The sequence below is a fragment of the Paracoccus sp. (in: a-proteobacteria) genome (genome assembly GCF_032007265.1).
In the GTDB taxonomy this organism is placed as follows: domain Bacteria; phylum Pseudomonadota; class Alphaproteobacteria; order Rhodobacterales; family Rhodobacteraceae; genus Paracoccus.
This window is the reverse complement of sequence record NZ_DALZMB010000009.1, coordinates 17,769-33,964: the sequence shown is the minus strand read 5'-3', so window position 1 is coordinate 33,964 and position 16,196 is coordinate 17,769. Positions and strand designations below refer to the sequence as shown.

General features: G+C 59.4%; 15 protein-coding genes. 10 read left to right on the top strand and 5 right to left on the bottom strand.

Annotated elements, in window-relative coordinates:
• Positions 1-67 precede the first annotated feature (67 nt).
• A complete protein-coding gene (locus RTS12_RS03590; RefSeq protein WP_312525567.1) occupies positions 68-1,465 on the bottom strand; it encodes a diguanylate cyclase in 1,398 nt (465 codons plus the stop codon).
• A 114-nt stretch (positions 1,466-1,579) separates the two neighbouring features.
• On the opposite strand from RTS12_RS03590, the gene RTS12_RS03585 reads away from it, so the two are divergent.
• Positions 1,580-1,849: a DUF3572 domain-containing protein gene (locus RTS12_RS03585; protein WP_312525565.1), complete on the top strand. Its 270-nt coding sequence runs from the start codon at positions 1,580-1,582 to the stop codon at positions 1,847-1,849.
• A gap of 25 nt (positions 1,850-1,874) precedes the next feature.
• Here the strand turns inward: RTS12_RS03585 and RTS12_RS03580 are convergent, their stop codons facing one another.
• Both RTS12_RS03580 and RTS12_RS03575 read right to left on the bottom strand, forming a co-directional pair.
• Positions 1,875-3,236: an aminotransferase gene (locus RTS12_RS03580; RefSeq protein WP_312525563.1), complete on the bottom strand. Its 1,362-nt coding sequence runs from the start codon at positions 3,234-3,236 to the stop codon at positions 1,875-1,877.
• Between the two features lie 58 nt (positions 3,237-3,294).
• Positions 3,295-3,666 carry a TfoX/Sxy family DNA transformation protein gene (locus RTS12_RS03575; RefSeq protein ID WP_312525561.1) on the bottom strand — a complete coding sequence of 124 codons (372 nt, stop codon included), beginning with the start codon at positions 3,664-3,666 and terminating at the stop codon, positions 3,295-3,297.
• A 178-nt stretch (positions 3,667-3,844) separates the two neighbouring features.
• Here RTS12_RS03575 and miaB point away from each other — a divergent pair, with 178 nt between their 5' ends.
• A complete protein-coding gene (gene miaB, locus RTS12_RS03570; RefSeq protein ID WP_312525636.1) occupies positions 3,845-5,158 on the top strand; it encodes a tRNA (N6-isopentenyl adenosine(37)-C2)-methylthiotransferase MiaB in 1,314 nt (437 codons plus the stop codon).
• Between the two features lie 255 nt (positions 5,159-5,413).
• On the opposite strand, the gene RTS12_RS03565 is transcribed toward miaB, so the two are convergent.
• Together RTS12_RS03565 and proS are read right to left on the bottom strand one after the other, a co-directional pair.
• Positions 5,414-5,899 carry a DUF2937 family protein gene (locus tag RTS12_RS03565; RefSeq protein ID WP_312525559.1) on the bottom strand — a complete coding sequence of 162 codons (486 nt, stop codon included), beginning with the start codon at positions 5,897-5,899 and terminating at the stop codon, positions 5,414-5,416.
• A complete protein-coding gene (gene proS / locus RTS12_RS03560) occupies positions 5,896-7,254 on the bottom strand; it encodes a proline--tRNA ligase (RefSeq protein WP_312525635.1) in 1,359 nt (452 codons plus the stop codon). The genes RTS12_RS03565 and proS overlap by 4 nt, the downstream gene beginning before the upstream one ends.
• Before the next feature lie 121 nt (positions 7,255-7,375).
• Here proS and RTS12_RS03555 point away from each other — a divergent pair, with 121 nt between their 5' ends.
• The 8 genes from RTS12_RS03555 to RTS12_RS03520 all read left to right on the top strand — a co-directional run bounded on the left by RTS12_RS03555 (position 7,376) and on the right by RTS12_RS03520 (position 16,180).
• A complete protein-coding gene (locus RTS12_RS03555; protein ID WP_312525556.1) occupies positions 7,376-8,671 on the top strand; it encodes an AI-2E family transporter in 1,296 nt (431 codons plus the stop codon).
• A gap of 3 nt (positions 8,672-8,674) precedes the next feature.
• On the top strand, positions 8,675-9,364 hold the full coding sequence (locus tag RTS12_RS03550) for a DnaA ATPase domain-containing protein (protein ID WP_312525553.1): 690 nt from the start codon (positions 8,675-8,677) through the stop codon (positions 9,362-9,364).
• A 44-nt stretch (positions 9,365-9,408) separates the two neighbouring features.
• Positions 9,409-11,574, top strand: a complete 2,166-nt coding sequence (locus RTS12_RS03545) for an RNA degradosome polyphosphate kinase (protein WP_312525550.1) — start codon at positions 9,409-9,411, stop codon at positions 11,572-11,574.
• 48 nt (positions 11,575-11,622) lie between these two features.
• Positions 11,623-13,170 carry a Ppx/GppA family phosphatase gene (locus tag RTS12_RS03540; RefSeq protein WP_312525548.1) on the top strand — a complete coding sequence of 516 codons (1,548 nt, stop codon included), beginning with the start codon at positions 11,623-11,625 and terminating at the stop codon, positions 13,168-13,170.
• Between the two features lie 78 nt (positions 13,171-13,248).
• The gene (locus RTS12_RS03535; protein ID WP_312525547.1) at positions 13,249-14,193 is read left to right on the top strand and encodes a Dyp-type peroxidase; all 945 of its coding nucleotides are present in this window, start codon (positions 13,249-13,251) and stop codon (positions 14,191-14,193) included.
• A 246-nt stretch (positions 14,194-14,439) separates the two neighbouring features.
• Positions 14,440-14,784 (top strand): hypothetical protein, encoded by a 345-nt coding sequence (locus RTS12_RS03530; protein ID WP_312525545.1) that lies wholly within the window; start codon positions 14,440-14,442, stop codon positions 14,782-14,784.
• Between the two features lie 315 nt (positions 14,785-15,099).
• Entirely contained in the window at positions 15,100-15,546 is a 447-nt protein-coding gene (locus tag RTS12_RS03525; RefSeq protein WP_312525543.1) for a c-type cytochrome, read from the top strand.
• 181 nt (positions 15,547-15,727) lie between these two features.
• Complete coding sequence (locus RTS12_RS03520) at positions 15,728-16,180, top strand: GNAT family N-acetyltransferase (RefSeq protein ID WP_312525541.1); 453 nt, start codon at positions 15,728-15,730, stop codon at positions 16,178-16,180.
• Positions 16,181-16,196: the final 16 nt, after the last annotated feature.

Genomic DNA, 16,196 nt, shown 5'->3' with positions numbered 1-16,196 from the left:
ATCCCCCACGCGGAAAATGGAAAGACTGGAGGGGCGGCATAGTGTCGCGCCTGCGCACAGAGGCGTTCTAGGCCGCCATGCCTTGGGGCGCCATGATGATGCGGTTGCGGCCTTGGGATTTGGCGCAAAGCAGGGCGCGATCCGCGCGCGACAGCAAAATCTCGGCGCTGACGGGGGGTGAGTGGGGGCCGGAGTTGGGCAAAACCGAGACGCCGACTGATACAGTGACCGTCAAGTCAACCTCGCCTTGCTCGGCCTGCACTTTCATGGGCGTCTGGCTTACGCAAAGACGCACGGTTTCGGCCAGATCCAGCGCCTCATCACGATGTTGCAGGGGGAATGCTGCAATGAATTCTTCGCCGCCGATACGCGCAACCAAAGCTTCCGTAGGAAGGGCGTTACGCAGCCTTTCGGCGACGGCAATCAAGGCCTGATCGCCTGCAGCATGACCAAAGTGGTCGTTTACGGATTTGAAGCGATCAAGATCAAGCGCAAGCAGGGCCACGGGCTGGCTTTGCTGGCGACAGCTTTCGATCAGCTCGGCCAGACGTGGCATTGCATAGCGGCGGTTGTGAAGCCCCGTCAGCGGGTCCGTCATGGCCCAAAGGATGTTGCGGCGCACCTCTCGGCGTTGGCGGTCGGCCAGGAATTTACGCTCGAGCTGTGCCTTGAGGCGCAGGGCCGCTTCGGCGGCGACGGTATCGGGGCCAAGGGCGTGAGGCAAAATATCGCCCGCACCCAAATCAAGCGCCATCGCAATGGCTGCCGAGCGCTCGGGGCGCAGCGCGATGACAAAGGCCGCATGCTGCGAGTGGGGGCGCGAGCGCAGCTCTGACAGCAGACGCAGCCCGTCATCCGTGCGCTGAATATCTGCCGCAATCACGTAAAGATCGGCACCTGGTCCGGCCTGCGCCTCTAGCAGCGCGCGTTCAGGGTCGCAGACGGAAATGTCGCAAGACAGGCGGTCTTGCAGCGCATAGCGCCACGACAGCGCCGTTCCCACCTGATCGGCGATCAAAACCGCATGTGGCCTGCCATGTCTAAGAGGCGCGGGCGAAGCCAATGGAAGAGACAGCTCGGGGCTTTGAATATCGGTATTGGTATGACATTGCCGCAGCAGCGATCGGATGCGTGCAAATAATGTCAGATCATCCTCGTCTGGATCCAGAACCGTCGTGGCACCTGCCTGAAGTGCAGCCAGATTTTGCCCCTTGGCGCCCTGAAGCAGGATCGGCATGTGCTGACATCCCGGTAGTGCGCGAATATCGCGGCAAAGCTGCAAAGTGGTGCTGTCGGGCAGGCTTGCACCGATCAAGATCATGCGCGGCAAGTGAGATTGAAGATACTGCAATGCTTCCTTGGCAGAGCTGAGCGCCGCGACCTCATGCGAGGCGGCGGAAAGACGAACCTTCATAACGATACGATTGGTTGGCACACCATCCACCACCAAAATACGTTCCGTCATCTGCACCACCGCATGAAGAATCTTACCCCTGCAGATTGCGCGCAAACGATTAACAAAGGGTTTCCAAAGCGCTAGAAAGCCGGAATATGAAAAAACCCAGCAGGAAAGCTTGCCATGAACACAACCCAAGCCCGCGATATTGCCGATGCTGGCTTTGCTTTCATCGCTTCTGATCCCGAGCTGGTCGGGGCATTGCTTGCCCAAACCGGCGCTGATGTCGCGGGATTGCGCGCCATGGCCGCCAAGCCGGAATTTGCGGTTTTCGTTTTGGATTTTCTGATGGAATATGACCAGCGCGTGCTGGAATTCGCCGCCTCAGCCAATATCAAGCCCGAGCGGCTGCAGATGGCGCGGATGGTTTTGGGCGGGTATGATCCGTTCTGACACCCGCCCAGCCTTTGCCCCAGATCTAGGCGACTTCGGCAAATACCTGTTTCAGCGCCTGTTCCAGCTTCTCAAACATCTCGTCCATCTGGCCCTCAGTCATGATAAAGGCGGGGCAAAGGACGATTGACTGACCAAGGGGGCGACAAATCAGCCCGTGATCGGTGCAGGTGTTGGCGATACGCTCGGATACCGAAAGGCTGGCATCAAAGGGCAGTTTGGTGGGCTTGTCCTTGACCGCCTCAAGTGCCCACATGAAGCCCACGCCCCGATATTCACCAATATTGGGATTTTTCGCCAGCTCTTGCAGCCCCGCCTCAAAACGCGGCGCGAGGCGTTTGACGTTCTCGGCCAGGCCTTCGTTCATGACGACATCAATGGCCTTCAGGGCAATAGCGCAACCCACAGGATGGCCGGATGCGGTAAAACCGTGAGGAAACTCTTCGATCTTTTCCACGGCATCTTGCACGCGATCCGCCAGATCTGGGCCCAGGATCACGGCGCCCATGGGGAAATAGCCTGCCGTCAGGTTCTTGGACGAGATGATCGCATCGGGGGTGAAGTCATAGGTCTGGCTGCCCCAGGTGTTCCCGGTCCGGCCAAAGCCACAGATGACCTCATCCGCGATCAGCGGGATCCCGTATTTTTTCAAGATCGGCTGGATCGCCTGAAAATAGCCCTTGGCCGGGGGGATGACCCCGCCTGCGCCCATCACCGGCTCGGCGAAAAAGCCTGCGATCGTATCGGCGCCTTCGCGCTGGATGGTCTCATCCAATTCGCGGGCAAGGCGCTGCACAAACGCGGCCTCGGTCTCATCGGCTGCGCCAAAACGCCAGTAATGGGGGCAGGTCAAATGGATAAAGCCGGGCAGGGGCAGGCCGAAAACCTCGTTATAGGGCTTGCCGGTCATCGAGGCAGATACCGCCGTCACCCCATGATAGGCGTTCCAGCGGGTCAGGATCTTGCGCTTTTTGGGATTGCCTTCAGATCCGTGCAGGAACCACAAGATCTTGACCATCGTGTCATTCGCCTCAGAGCCGGAATTGGTGTAAAACACCCGGCCACGATCAAAGGGCGAAACCTCGATCAGTTTTTCAGACAGCATCACCGTCTGATCTGACATGCGGCCAAAGAAAGAGTGATAGCCGGGAAAGCGGTCATATTGCGCCTTGGCGGCCTCGGTCAGGCCCTTATGGTCAAAACCCGCGACCATATTCCAAAGGCCAGAGTTGGAATCCAGGTAGCGCTTGCCATTGGTGTCAAAGACATAAGGCCCCTCACCATGGGTCAGAACCACAGTTCCGCGCTGATGCACCGAGGGCATGTCGGTGAAACCGTAAAGCGAATATTCCTCTGCGCGGGCTTCCCAGCTTTGCGGCGTGGTCATCGGCAACACTCCTAGAATAAGGCGGTTTCTATCAGGCTAGCGCTGCGATTGGCGCAATTCAATGGCCTGAAAAATGCGGATCTTGCGTCATTGTCAGCCCGATCTTGTCGATGGCCATAGCCAGATCATGGGGCAGCTCATCCGCGCCGGGCCTTTTGCGACATTCGCTGACCAAAGCGTCAAAGCGCTGGCGCAAGATCGCCTTTTCAGGACCACGGCAATCATTCCAGGGGCGGCCCTGCAGCGCCATGTGCAAGACGTAATAGCCAATGAAATGCGGCCGCTCTTTGTTCAAGATCATGGCGCGATAGGCCTCATCCGCGCCGATGCGGCGCAGCATGGCGGCATCTTGGACCCCGGCAGCAATCAGCGCCTTGGCCGTCGCTGGGCCGATATTGGTGATGCTGGTCAGGTCGCTTACGAATTTCATGTCGTCAGATTATGCCCCCAACTCGGACGGAGCAACGCTTTAGCCTCGCGCCGCGCGCGCAATTTGGCGGGCTTTGGGCCGGGCGTGTGGTCAAATCTTAGCGCGGTGCTTTCCAATTTCTGCGCAATCCTGTAACGGGAGCGGAAGTTTCCAGGGAAATTGTGACATGACCGAGACGGTGCAGGGGGCAAAAAAGCTCTTTATCAAGACCTATGGCTGCCAGATGAATGTCTATGACAGTCAGCGAATGGCCGAGGCGATGGGCGCCGAAGGCTATGTTCTGACCGAGACTGCCGATGATGCGGATATGGTGCTGCTGAACACCTGTCATATTCGCGAAAAGGCGGCGGAAAAGCTGTATTCCGACCTGGGCCGGTTGAAGCCGCTTAAGGCAGAGCGCCCCGATTTGAAAATCGGGGTTGCGGGCTGCGTCGCACAGGCCGAGGGCGCCGAGATCCAGCGGCGTATGCCGCTTGTTGATCTGGTCGTCGGCCCCCAAGCCTATCATCGCCTGCCCAAGATGGTGCGCGATGGGGGCGGGGTTGATACGGAGTTTCCGGCCGAGGACAAATTCGAACATCTGCCCAAGCCCACCGCAACCCGTCGCGCGCCGGCCGCTTTTTTGACGGTTCAGGAAGGGTGCGATAAATTCTGCGCCTTTTGCGTCGTGCCCTATACCCGCGGTGCCGAGGTTAGCCGCCCGGTCGAGCGCATCTTGTCCGAGGCGCGCGATCTGGTGTCGCGCGGCGTGCGCGATCTGACCCTTTTGGGGCAGAACGTGAATGGCTGGCACGGTGCGGGCGCGGATGGCAAGGATTGGGGCCTTGGGCGCCTGATCCGAGCACTGGCGGAAATCGACGGGCTGGAACGTATCCGCTATACCACCAGCCATCCCAACGACATGACCGATGATTTGATCGAGGCGCACCGCCTTGAGCCAAAGCTGATGCCTTATCTGCATCTGCCTGTACAATCGGGTTCTGATCGTATCCTCAAGGCGATGAACCGCAAACACACCGCCGAGCAATATCTGCGCCTGATTGACCGGATCAAGGATGCGCGCCCGGACATTATCCTGACCTCGGATTTCATCGTGGGCTTTCCCGGCGAAACCGACGAAGATCATGCAGCTACGCTTCGTCTGATCGAGGCCGTAAATTTCGGCATGGCCTATAGTTTCAAATACTCCCCCCGTCCCGGCACTCCGGCAGCTGATCGCCCCGAAATCGACGGTGCGCTGGCCGACGCCCGCCTGCAGGAATTGCAGGCCTTGCTAAGCCGTCAGCAAAAGGCGGCGCAGGAAAGCATGGTGGGCCGCGAGCTGAGCGTGCTGTTTGAAAAGCCCGGTCGTCTGGAAGGTCAGATGGTCGGAAAATCCGAATATCTGCATGCGGTCTTTGTGGATGCGCCCAAGGCCCAGATCGGGGATCTGGTGCGCGTACGCATCAGCCATTCCTCGGCCAACTCACTTGCTGGTGTGCTGATCGACTAAATCCATGCCTTGCCTGCATCTTGGCCGCTAGGGCTTTGCGGGCACGGTAGGCCTTGGGGTGACTACCCCGCTTGGCGTGATAGCCCCGAAAGATCATAAAAAAACCGGCCTTCAGGGGGCCGGTTTTTTTTGACTTGATCCTTAGTCTTGGCGGCGGTGCGCCACGGCGACATGCTGGATTTACCGCAATCGGGCGGCGCTGGGGCGGGTCACAAGATCACCCGCCTTGGCCTTCCCAGCACGTCACCTTTGGCTTTACCGCCAGCCCAAGCGTTGGCGGCGTGGGAAAAGCATGCCGATTATCACTGCCAGCATCCAGCCAATCGCAAAGCCGACGGCGGCTGCGATCAGACCGCTTGTGGTGATTGGCAGGGCTGGTTTGAAATCATGCCAGGTCGCTGTCAGCGTTTCGAGGTCGCGGAAACGTTGGGGCAGGGTCATGCGCTCCAGCGGGGTGGCCTTGCGCAGCAGTTCAAGGTCGGCACGGGCCTTGTCCAGGCGAGAAAAAACCGTGCGCATGTCATCTTGATGGGTGTCGCGAAAGGCGCTGCCGGATAGATCCGCCAGCGCCGCCTCGCGCGTTAGCCCTGCCTTGGTGGCGCTGGCATCAAATTCGCCAGCAACCCGAGACAAAGCATCCACCTGTCCACCCAATCTTTGCACATATTGGTCTGAAAAGGCCGGGAACTGCGACAGCAGCGAGGCCAGGACCAGTGCCATGATCAGGCGGAGCGCGCTCATCCGCGATAGCTCGCGTCAAAGATCGGCTGATAGATCTCTTTAAGGCGCGCAACCGCATCCGCGGGCGACATTTCGACGGATTCGCCACTGCGGCGGTTGGTCAGCTCGACCTTGTTTGCCGCCAGGCCGCGCGGGCCGATGGTGATGCGCCAGGGCAGGCCAATCAGATCCATCGTCGCGAATTTCGCCCCGGCCCGCTCGTCACGGTCGTCGTAAAGCGGATCAAGCCCAGCATTTTGCAGCTCTTGATACATTGCCTCGCTGGCGGAATCGGTCGAAGCATCGCCCTGTTTCAGGTTGACGATCCCGACATGGTAAGGCGTGACGCCCTCGGGCCAGATGATGCCTTTATCGTCGTGGCTGGCCTCGATGATCGCGCCCAAAAGCCGCGAGACACCGATGCCGTGCGAGCCCATATGCACCGGCACATGTTCGCCCTTGTCATTGACGACCGTGGCGCCCATCGGCTCGGAGTATTTGGTGCCGAAGTAGAAGATCTGGCCAACTTCGATGCCGCGTGCGGTGCGACGACGTTCCTCGGGGACCTTGTCAAAGACCGCCTCGTCATGGGTCTCGTCGGTGCGGGCATAGCGCGAGGTGAACTCATCCAGAACCGCGCGGCACTGTTCAACATTGGTATAGTCGATCTCGCGCTGGCCGAATTTCAGATCGGTGATCTGGCTGTCATAGAACACCTCGGATTCGCCCGTATCGGCCAGAACCAGGAATTCATGAGTATCTTCGCCGCCGATCGGGCCACTGTCGGCGCGCATCGGGATCGCTTGCAGGCCCATTCGCTCATAGGTGCGCAGATAGCTGACCAGATGGCGGTTATAGGCGTGCAGCGCATCTTCCTTGGTCAGGTCGAAGTTATAGCCGTCTTTCATCAGGAATTCGCGACCGCGCATGACGCCAAAACGCGGGCGCATTTCGTCGCGGAACTTCCATTGGATGTGATACAGCGTCAGCGGCAGCGATTTATAGCTCGAGACATAGCTGCGGAAGATGTCGGTGATCATCTCTTCATTGGTGGGACCATAAAGAAGATCACGCTTCTGGCGGTCGGTGATGCGCAGCATCTCGTCGCCATAGGCATCATAGCGGCCCGATTCGCGCCACAGATCCGCCGTCTGAAGCGTCGGCATCAACAGCGGGATATGGCCCGCGCGCTGCTGTTCTTCATGAACGATCTGTTCGATCCGCTTCAAGACCTTGTAGCCAAGCGGCAGCCAAGAATAGATGCCGGCAGCTTGCTGACGGATCATGCCGGCGCGCAGCATAAGGCGGTGGCTGACGATCTGGGCCTCTTTCGGGTCCTCTTTCAGAACGGGCAGGAAGTAGCGCGACAGACGCATGACGGAAACCTCTTGATTTGTACGCACCGGGTTATCGTACTGGGCCACGCGCGGCAACGGGGTTGCTTGCAAGCGGGGCCGCTTCACTCCACATTTGCCCCGATTAGAATGGAGAATGCCGATGCGGCTGCCCGCGTATAAACAAAGTTGGTACTGGGGCGTCGCGCTGGCAGTGTTCCTGCTGGTTCTTTGGGGGCTGGGTAATGCGGTTCTGCCGTTCCTGATCGGGGCGGGAATTGCCTATCTGCTTGATCCGGTGGCCGATTGGTTAGAGGGCAAGGGCCTGTCGCGGACCCTGTCCGTCGTCGTGATCACATTGTTGGTGGTGCTGGTTTTCGTGGTCGTGATGCTGGTGTTCATGCCGGTTCTGATCCGCCAGACCTCGCAATTGATCCAGACCGCGCCAGAAATGGCGACCAAGCTGCAAAATTTCCTTCAGACACGCTTTCCCGATCTTTTGACCGAGGGCAGCCCGGTCAATACGGCGCTGCAAAACATCGGTAAGACCATCAGCGAGCGCGGGGGCGAGCTGCTGACGACCGTTCTGGGCTCGGTCATGGGCATTGTCAGCGTCATCGCATTGATGGTGATCGTGCCGGTCGTGGCATTTTATCTGCTGCTGGATTGGGACAATATGGTCGAGCGGCTGGACGAGCTGCTGCCGCGTGAGGGCGCGCCGACGATTCGGAAACTGGCGCGCGAAATCGATGATGTCCTGTCGGGATTTATGCGCGGGCAGGGCTTGGTGATCCTGATCCTTGGTACTTTCTATTCGATCTCGCTGGCCATCATCGGCCTGCCTTTTGGCATTGCCATCGGCGTTCTGGCCGCGACGCTGTCCTTTATTCCCTATGTCGGGGTGGTCGTGGGGGGCGCCACGGCGATTGGTGTCGCCCTTTTTTCCTTTTGGGGGCAGCCCTTTTCTATTGGGGCGGTGATTGCGGTTTTTGCCATCGGCCAGATCGTCGAGGGCAATTACCTTCAACCCAAGATCGTGGGCGGGCATATCGGTCTGCATCCGGTCTGGCTGATGCTGGCGCTTTCGGTCTTTGGCACGCTGTTTGGTTTCGTCGGCCTGCTTGTCGCGGTTCCGCTTTCCGCAGCATTGGGGGTTTTGGTGCGATTTGGCGCCGTACGCTATAAGGAAAGCGCGCTTTACACAGGTCGAGAGGTTCCGCCGCAACCCGCCCAGCCGACCCTGGTCGAGATCGTCCCTGCCGGCACCACCGAAGAGAAGCGCAACATGGCGCTTGTCTCTCGCGAGTTGGCGATTGCCGCCATTCGGCGGGACGAGCTGGAAGAAGAGCTGCGCCGCCGCCACGAAGCCGAGCTGAAAGCCGAGGCCAAAGCGACCGAGAAATCCCCCGATCTTCGTGGCGCGAAAGCCCCCGAAAAGCCCTTGCATAAGGACGGCTGAAACGTGTCACGCCAGTTGACCTTTGATCTTGCCGGGCCACCGGCCTCGTCCCGAGCGGATTTTCTGGTCACTTCGGCAAATCACGATGCTTTGGCCATGCTGAACCGGCCCGAGCTATGGCCACAGGGGCGGCTTTTGCTATTGGGCGGCGCAGGGTCGGGAAAATCGCATATTTCGCGCTTTTGGGCGGCCGAGAACGGGGCCATGCGCCAATCCGCAGCCGCCTTGCGGATCGAAACGCTGGATGTGCTGGTGGCCCATGATGGGGCGCTGGTGATCGAGGATGCCCATCGCATCGGCCTTGCCGCAGGCGCTGAACAGGCAATGTTTCACCTGTGGAACCTCAGCGTCGAGCGCAATTGCCTGCTTTTGCTGACCGCGCGCCAGCCGCCACGCAATTGGGGGATTGTGCTGCCCGATCTGTTGTCGCGCATGGAGGCATTGACCACGGTCGAGCTGGGCCCGCCCGACGAAGGGCTTTTGGCGGCAGTTCTGGTCAAGCTCTTTGCGGATCGGCAGATCTCGGTCCCGCGTGATGTGATCGAATTTCTGTCTTTGCGCATGGACCGCGACTTTGATCTGGCGCGCCGTCTGGTCTTTGAGATCGACCGCGCCGCAATGGCGGATCATCGCGCAATTACACGCAGATTGGCTGCGGAATGGCTGGACAAGCTCTTTGAACCGGACGCATGATCCCGATCGATCCTACCCGCTAGGTCCCTTTGATATCGATCCAGATGACACAAGCCGATTTCCTCAAGTCCCCCATGCCCGCCAAGCGCGAATATCCCGATGGTCCGCCACAGGGGAATGCGCGCTTTTTTAACCGCGAGGTCAGCTGGCTTAGCTTTAACTGGCGTGTGCTGGACGAGGCGCGCAACCCGCGGGTTCCCTTGCTTGAACGGCTGCGGTTTTTGTCGATTTCGGCAACCAATCTGGATGAATTCTTTACGGTTCGCGTGGCGGGGCTGCGCGAATTGGTGCGCGAGGGCAATGCGACCCCATCCGATGATGGGCTGAGCCCGGCCGAGCAATTGGCGCTGGTCAACAGCGATGCGCGCCGCTTGATGGCCGCACAGCAATCCGTCTGGACCGTGCTGCGCCGCGAGTTGGAGCTGGCCGATATTACCATTTTGTCGCGCTCACGCGTGACCCGCGCCGAAGAGGCGTTTTTGAGGCGCTATTTCATCGAGGATGTCTTTCCGGTGCTTTCGCCTTTGGCGATAGATCCGGCCCATCCTTTCCCCTTCATACCCAATCTTGGATTTTCGCTGGCGCTGGAGCTGGAGCGTGAAAGCGATGGCCGCCAGATGCAGGCGCTGTTGCCCATCCCCCAGCAGATAGATCGCTTTATCCCGCTGCCGGGCGGCACGCGCTTTTTGCGGCTCGAAGATCTGTTGCTGATGCATTTGCGCAGCCTTTTTCCCGGCTATCGCGACACGGGCCATTGCGCCTTTCGCGTGCTGCGCGACAGCGATCTGGAGGTCGAGGAAGAGGCCGAAGATCTGGTGCGCGAGTTTGAAACCGCGCTGAAACGCCGCCGTCGCGGCTCGGTCATCCGGCTGAAGATCACGGCCGGCGCGCCCGACCGGCTGCGCCGTCTGATCATGGAAAAGCACGAGGTCAAATCCGAAGAGGTGGTCGAGGTGGAGGGCTTGCTGGGCATGGCTGATCTGGGCGCTTTGGTGCTCGACAGCCGCCGTGATCTGCAATGGCCCAACTTCACCCCGCGTGTGCCCGAACGGGTCCAGGACCATGATGGCGATATGTTCGCGGCCATCCGGCAAAAGGACATGCTGCTGCATCACCCCTACGAGACCTTCGATATGGTGGTGCGCTTTGTGGCTCAGGCAGCGCGCGATCCCAATGTGCTGGCGATCAAGCAGACGCTTTACCGCACCTCTCGGGACAGTCCCATCGTCGAGGCCCTGTGCGAGGCGGCCGAGGCCGGAAAAACCGTCACGGCGCTGGTCGAACTGAAGGCCCGCTTTGACGAGGCGGCGAATATTCGCCAGTCACGTCGGCTCGAGCGTTCGGGCGCCCATGTGGTCTATGGTTTTACCCAGTACAAAACACATGCCAAAATTTCGACTGTGGTGCGCCGCGAGGGCGACCAGCTGGTGACCTATACCCATTTTGGCACCGGGAACTATCATCCGATCACCGCGCGGATCTATACTGACCTGTCGCTGTTCACCTGTGATGCGGCGCTGGGGCGCGATGCGTCGAAAGTGTTCAACTTTCTGACCGGCTATGTTCAGCCAAGCGAGCTGGAAAATCTGGCCATCTCGCCGCTGAACCTAAAGGATCGCCTGCTAGAGCTGATTGGCCGCGAGGCGGAGTTTGCCCGTCAGGGGCGCCCGGCGGAAATCTGGGCCAAGATGAACAGCTTGATCGAAAAAGATATTATCGAGGCACTTTACGATGCCAGCGCCGCTGGGGTGAAGATCAACCTTGTCGTCCGCGGCATCTGCGGCCTGCGTCCTGGCATTGCGGGCCTGTCGGAGAATATCCGCGTCAAATCGATCGTCGGGCGCTTTTTGGAACATTCCCGCATTGTCTGCTTTGGCAATGGTCAGGGGCTTCCGTCCAAGCGCGCACGGGTTTTCATCAGCTCGGCTGACTGGATGGGACGCAACCTGTCGCGCCGCGTCGAGACGCTGGTCGAATGTTTGAACGAGACGGTCAAGGCCCAGATCACCAGCCAGATCATGGCCGCCAATCTTGCCGATGAGGCCCAAAGCTGGCTGCTTCAGCCCGATGGCCGCTATGTCCGCCACCTACCGGTCGGGCGTGATGATCTGTTCAGCTGTCACAAGTTTTTTATGGAAAATCCGTCACTTTCTGGCAGGGGAAGCGCGGGCGATAAAGACGTTCTGGCGTTGACGCATTCCTCGGATTGAACCATCCAGCGCGCGACGCGTTGAAAGCAGCGAATCAAGGGGTAGACGATGAGCGGCGTTGTAACCACAAGCGGTGAGACGATTGATCCCTTTGGCCGGTCGCTTTTCGACCGCGCCTCAGAGCGCGCCTTAAGTCGGGTCGGGGTGGTCGATGTCGGCTCGAACTCGATCCGGATGGTGGTTTTTGACGGCGCAGCGCGCAGCCCGGCCTATTTCTATAACGAAAAGGTCATGGCTGGTCTGGGGCAGGGGCTTGTGACCAGCGGTCAGCTGAACCCTCGCGGGGTCGAACGCGCGATGGCGGCGCTCAAGCGATTTTCAGTTCTGGCGGATGGTATGGGGATCAAACCCCTGACCTGCGTCGCCACCGCCGCGGTACGCGAGGCACGCGACGGCCCCGCCTTTCGCAAAGAGGTAGAGGCCAAGACCGGTCTGCGCCTTTTGGTGATCGAAGGCGAGGAAGAAGCCCGTCTTTCCGCGCAGGGTGTCTTGCTGGGCTGGCCTGATGCCCGTGGCCTTGTTTGTGATATCGGCGGCAGCTCGATGGAGCTTGCCCATGTCGCGGATGGTGAAATCGGTCGGCGCGAAACCTCGCCCTTGGGGCCGTTCCGGTTGCAACAGATCGAGGGTGGCAAGGCCGGCTTGCGGCGCCACATCAAAGAAGTGATGGACGGTCTGGTGACCAAAATGGGCTCAGATCACCAGCAAATCTATCTGGTTGGTGGGTCGTGGCGGGCGATTGCGCGTCTGGATATGGAACGTCGATCCTATCCGATGACGGTTTTGCATGAATATCGCATGACCCCCGAGGATGCGATTGAAACAGTCAAATGGATCGCTGAAAACGACCTTCAGGATCTGAAGTCCCGCACAGGGATTTCTTCGAGCCGGATCGATCTGATCCCATTGGCCAGTCAGGTTTTGCGTCAATTGGTTCTCAGTTTCGCGCCCAAATCCTTGGCCATTTCATCCTATGGCATCCGCGAGGGCCTGCTTTACGAGCAGATGCCCGAAAGCCTGCGCAAGCGTGACCCGCTGATCGAGGCGGCGCGTTTTACCGAACGGCAAATGGCGCGAATGCCGGGGTTTGGCAAAAAGCTGTATCACTTTCTGCAACCGCTGTTTCCGGATTGCACCCCGGAATATGACCGGCTGTTTCGCGCAGCCTGCCTTTTGCATGATACGGCTTGGCGCGCCCATCCCGACTACCGTGCCGATGCCTGCTTTGACAATGTGACGCGGGCCAATATGGCGGCACTGTCCCATCCCGAGCGGGTTTTTCTGGGGCTGGCGTTGCTGCACCGCTATAAAAACAGCCGTGCCGGATCGCCGATGGCGCCGCTTTTCGCGCTGTTGAACGATGACGAACTGCGGCAGGCTGAAATTCTGGGTAAGGCCATGCGCTTTGGTGCGATGTTCTCGGTGCGCGATCCCAGTGAGGCGGGACAGCTGCGTTACGCCAAGGATGAGGGCGTGCTTGAGCTGACTTTGACCAAGCTTGGCCGCTCGCTTTTGGACGAGGTCGCCGAGGCGCGGTTCCGCTCCTTGGCAAGCTCGCTTTCCGCCACCCCCGTGATCACAGGTAGGGCGGGCTAAAGCGGTCAAGCTGGCTGCGCATCGATTGGGCCAAGCAGGCCTTCTGCCATTTCGGGACCGGACCAAGGAGCAAGGTAGATGCCAGAGCCAAGCGAGCAAGCGATCGACGCCCCACTTAGCAGCAATGCGACATTCGTGACCCTGAATCTGGGTCCAAAGTCGCAGGATTTGCAGTGCTTTCGTGATCTATGCGCGGATTTGCCAGGCTTGATCCGCTCGGTAGGGTTTCGCAGCGCGGCCGCGGATCTAAGCTGCAATCTTGGCATTGGCGCCAGCTTATGGCCACGTCTTGGGATGAAGGCCACCCCGGCGGGGCTGCATCCTTTCCGCGAGATTTCAGGCGTTCATCATGCACCCGCAACGGATGGTGATTTTTTCCTGCATATTCGCGCATCGCGTCCCGATTTCTGCTTTGCTTTGCTTAGCATCATCATGTCGCGATTGGCGGGCGCGGTTGATGTCATCGACGAGACGGTCGGCTTTAAGTTTTTCGACAATCGCGATCTGTTGGGATTTGTGGACGGCACCGAAAACCCCAATGGCGCGGCGCGCGGGGCGGCGGTATTCATCGGCGATGAGGATCCGGACTTTGCGGGTGGAAGCTATGTCATCACCCAGAAATATCTGCATGATCTTGGCAAATGGGAGGCGATGACCGTCGAGGCCCAAAGCAAGGTGATCGGTCGACACAAATTGTCGGATGTTGAAATCCCCGATGATAAAAAGGTCACCTACGCACATAATGTCCTGACCAGCCTGACCGATGATGATGGCAATGCCATCGAGATTTTGCGTGACAACATGCCCTTTGGCAGCGCCGCCGAGGGGGAATTCGGGACCTATTTTATCGGTTACGCCCGAGAGCCTGGCCGGATCGAGACCATGCTCGACAATATGTTTCTGGGTAAGCCTGCGGGGAATTATGACCGCATCCTGGATGTCAGCCGTGCGGTGACTGGCGCTTTGTTCTTTGTTCCCAGCGCCGATCTTCTTGACCAGATCGGCGCGGCCAAGGGAAAGTGACGCGTTGGATCACTTCGCGCAAGCTTTGACTGCGGCAAAGCCAAGATGCCGCCGCGTGCCGCCTGCACATCGGACGGGCCGATCAGGGCCGCACGTCAGGCCGATGCTGCGCTTATCCGGCCAGCTCCCTAATGCTTTGGGCGTGGCGTGGCGCGCAAAGTCGTGGCAAGATCGGCAAGGCGGCTTGATCAGCAAGCGAATTGAACCTAGGCTTTTGGGGCTGAGATCAGGGACTTGACTGCCTTTATGACGCGCTGCCTTTTGTCCCTGATCATGGTGATTGCTCTATCGCTGTTCGCACTCCTTCCCCGCGCTGCGCTGTCGCAAGGGGGGGATGTCGATCTGATGCCCTGTCTGACCGGGCAAATGACGGCGCAACCCGACATGGCGTCAAGCGATCACTGCGCATCTTCGCATGATGGAATGTCAGATGCCTGTATGATCGCCTGCCTTGCTGGGGCCGCGATCTTGCCCGAAACCTTGGCACCTTGTCCGGCGCAACTTGGGGGCAAGGCCCATATCATCCCTGCGCCTTGCCCTTTGATCGGGCGGGGCAGTGACGCGGATGAGCGCCCCCCAAGATCAAGCTGATCCAGGGCTTCGCACAGTTTGGATCACGCGGTGAGGTTTTGGCATCGGGCGGTAGCGCCCGTTGTGCCAAGGCCATCGCCCCAAGCCGGGCCGCGCCATCGCGCGCCCATTTGGGCTGACGCTGATCCCTTGCGCCAATGCCGTGGGCAGGGCGTGGTCCGAGAGCTGAAGAAGCCCCTCCAAAAAAAGCAGGTCCAAGGCCCCCGTGGGGCAGAAAATCACATCCATCAGCGCGCAGCGGTTCAGGGCGAGGATCCCAGAGCGCAGCAGCGCAACAACGCTGTCTCTCAGCGTTTCGAAACAGGAGAATTTACCATGTACAGACGCCTGATTGGTGCTGTGGCCATCACCATTGCCGCTGCGGCGGGGTGGTCGTGGATGCAAAATCAAGCAACTGCGGACACCACATCATCCCCGCTGGGTCTTGATGCGGGCAAAGCGGCAATGGTTCAGGTCACGGTTCCTGAAAACCTTTCGGATCAGGCCCGGCTGGGCGAGGGCTATTTCAATGCCACCTGTGCATCTTGCCACGGGGCGAATGCGGGGGGACAGGATGGCGTTGCGCCGCCGCTGATCCACCGCATCTATGAGCCCTCGCATCACGGCGATCTGGCCTTTGTCATGGCCGCGCGCAATGGCGTGCGGGCGCACCACTGGAAATTCGGTGACATGCCGCCCATTGAACAAGCGCTAAGCGATAGCGAGCTGGCCATGATCATCGCCTATCTGCGCGAATTGCAGCGCGCCAACGGCATTCATTGACGAATGGGCACCAGTTCAGCCAGCACCAGTTTGGTTGTCACCAGTTCAGCTGGCATCGGCAGGGCTGGTGTCCCTTTGCTTCCAGCCTTTTCCCTAAGGGCAGGGCTGGTCAGGTCGGGCTTGTGATCGGATTGGCTCTGCGCTTTCCTTGGGTCAAAGGTCATGCCTAAAAGAGACCGTGTTGAGCATCCCCGAGTTTCGCACCCAAAGAGCCCAGTCATCCGATGCCGATCAGTTGGCCCTGATCCGCGTGATGGCGATGCGCCCAAGCCTTGAGGCGGTTGGGCGGTTTGACCCGATCCGGGCCAAGGCACGCTTTCTGACGAGCTTCACCCCTGATGATACCCAGATCATCTACCTTGGGGAAATCATCATCGGATTTTACGTGCTGAGCAGATATGCAGACCACCTCTATCTGGACCATTTTTACATAGCCCCGGATTTCCAGAGAAAAGGGGTCGGGCGCCTTGTGGTCGAGGGCGTGAAGCGCGAGGCAAAAGCTTGTCATCTGCCGCTAAGGCTGATGGCACTGAACGGCAGCAGCGCCAATGATTTTTACAGGCTTTGCGGCTTTCGCTTTGTCTCGAGCGATGGGGTCGACACCATTTATGAATGGCTGCCCGGGCGGATCTAGGTTCGGCACACGGCGT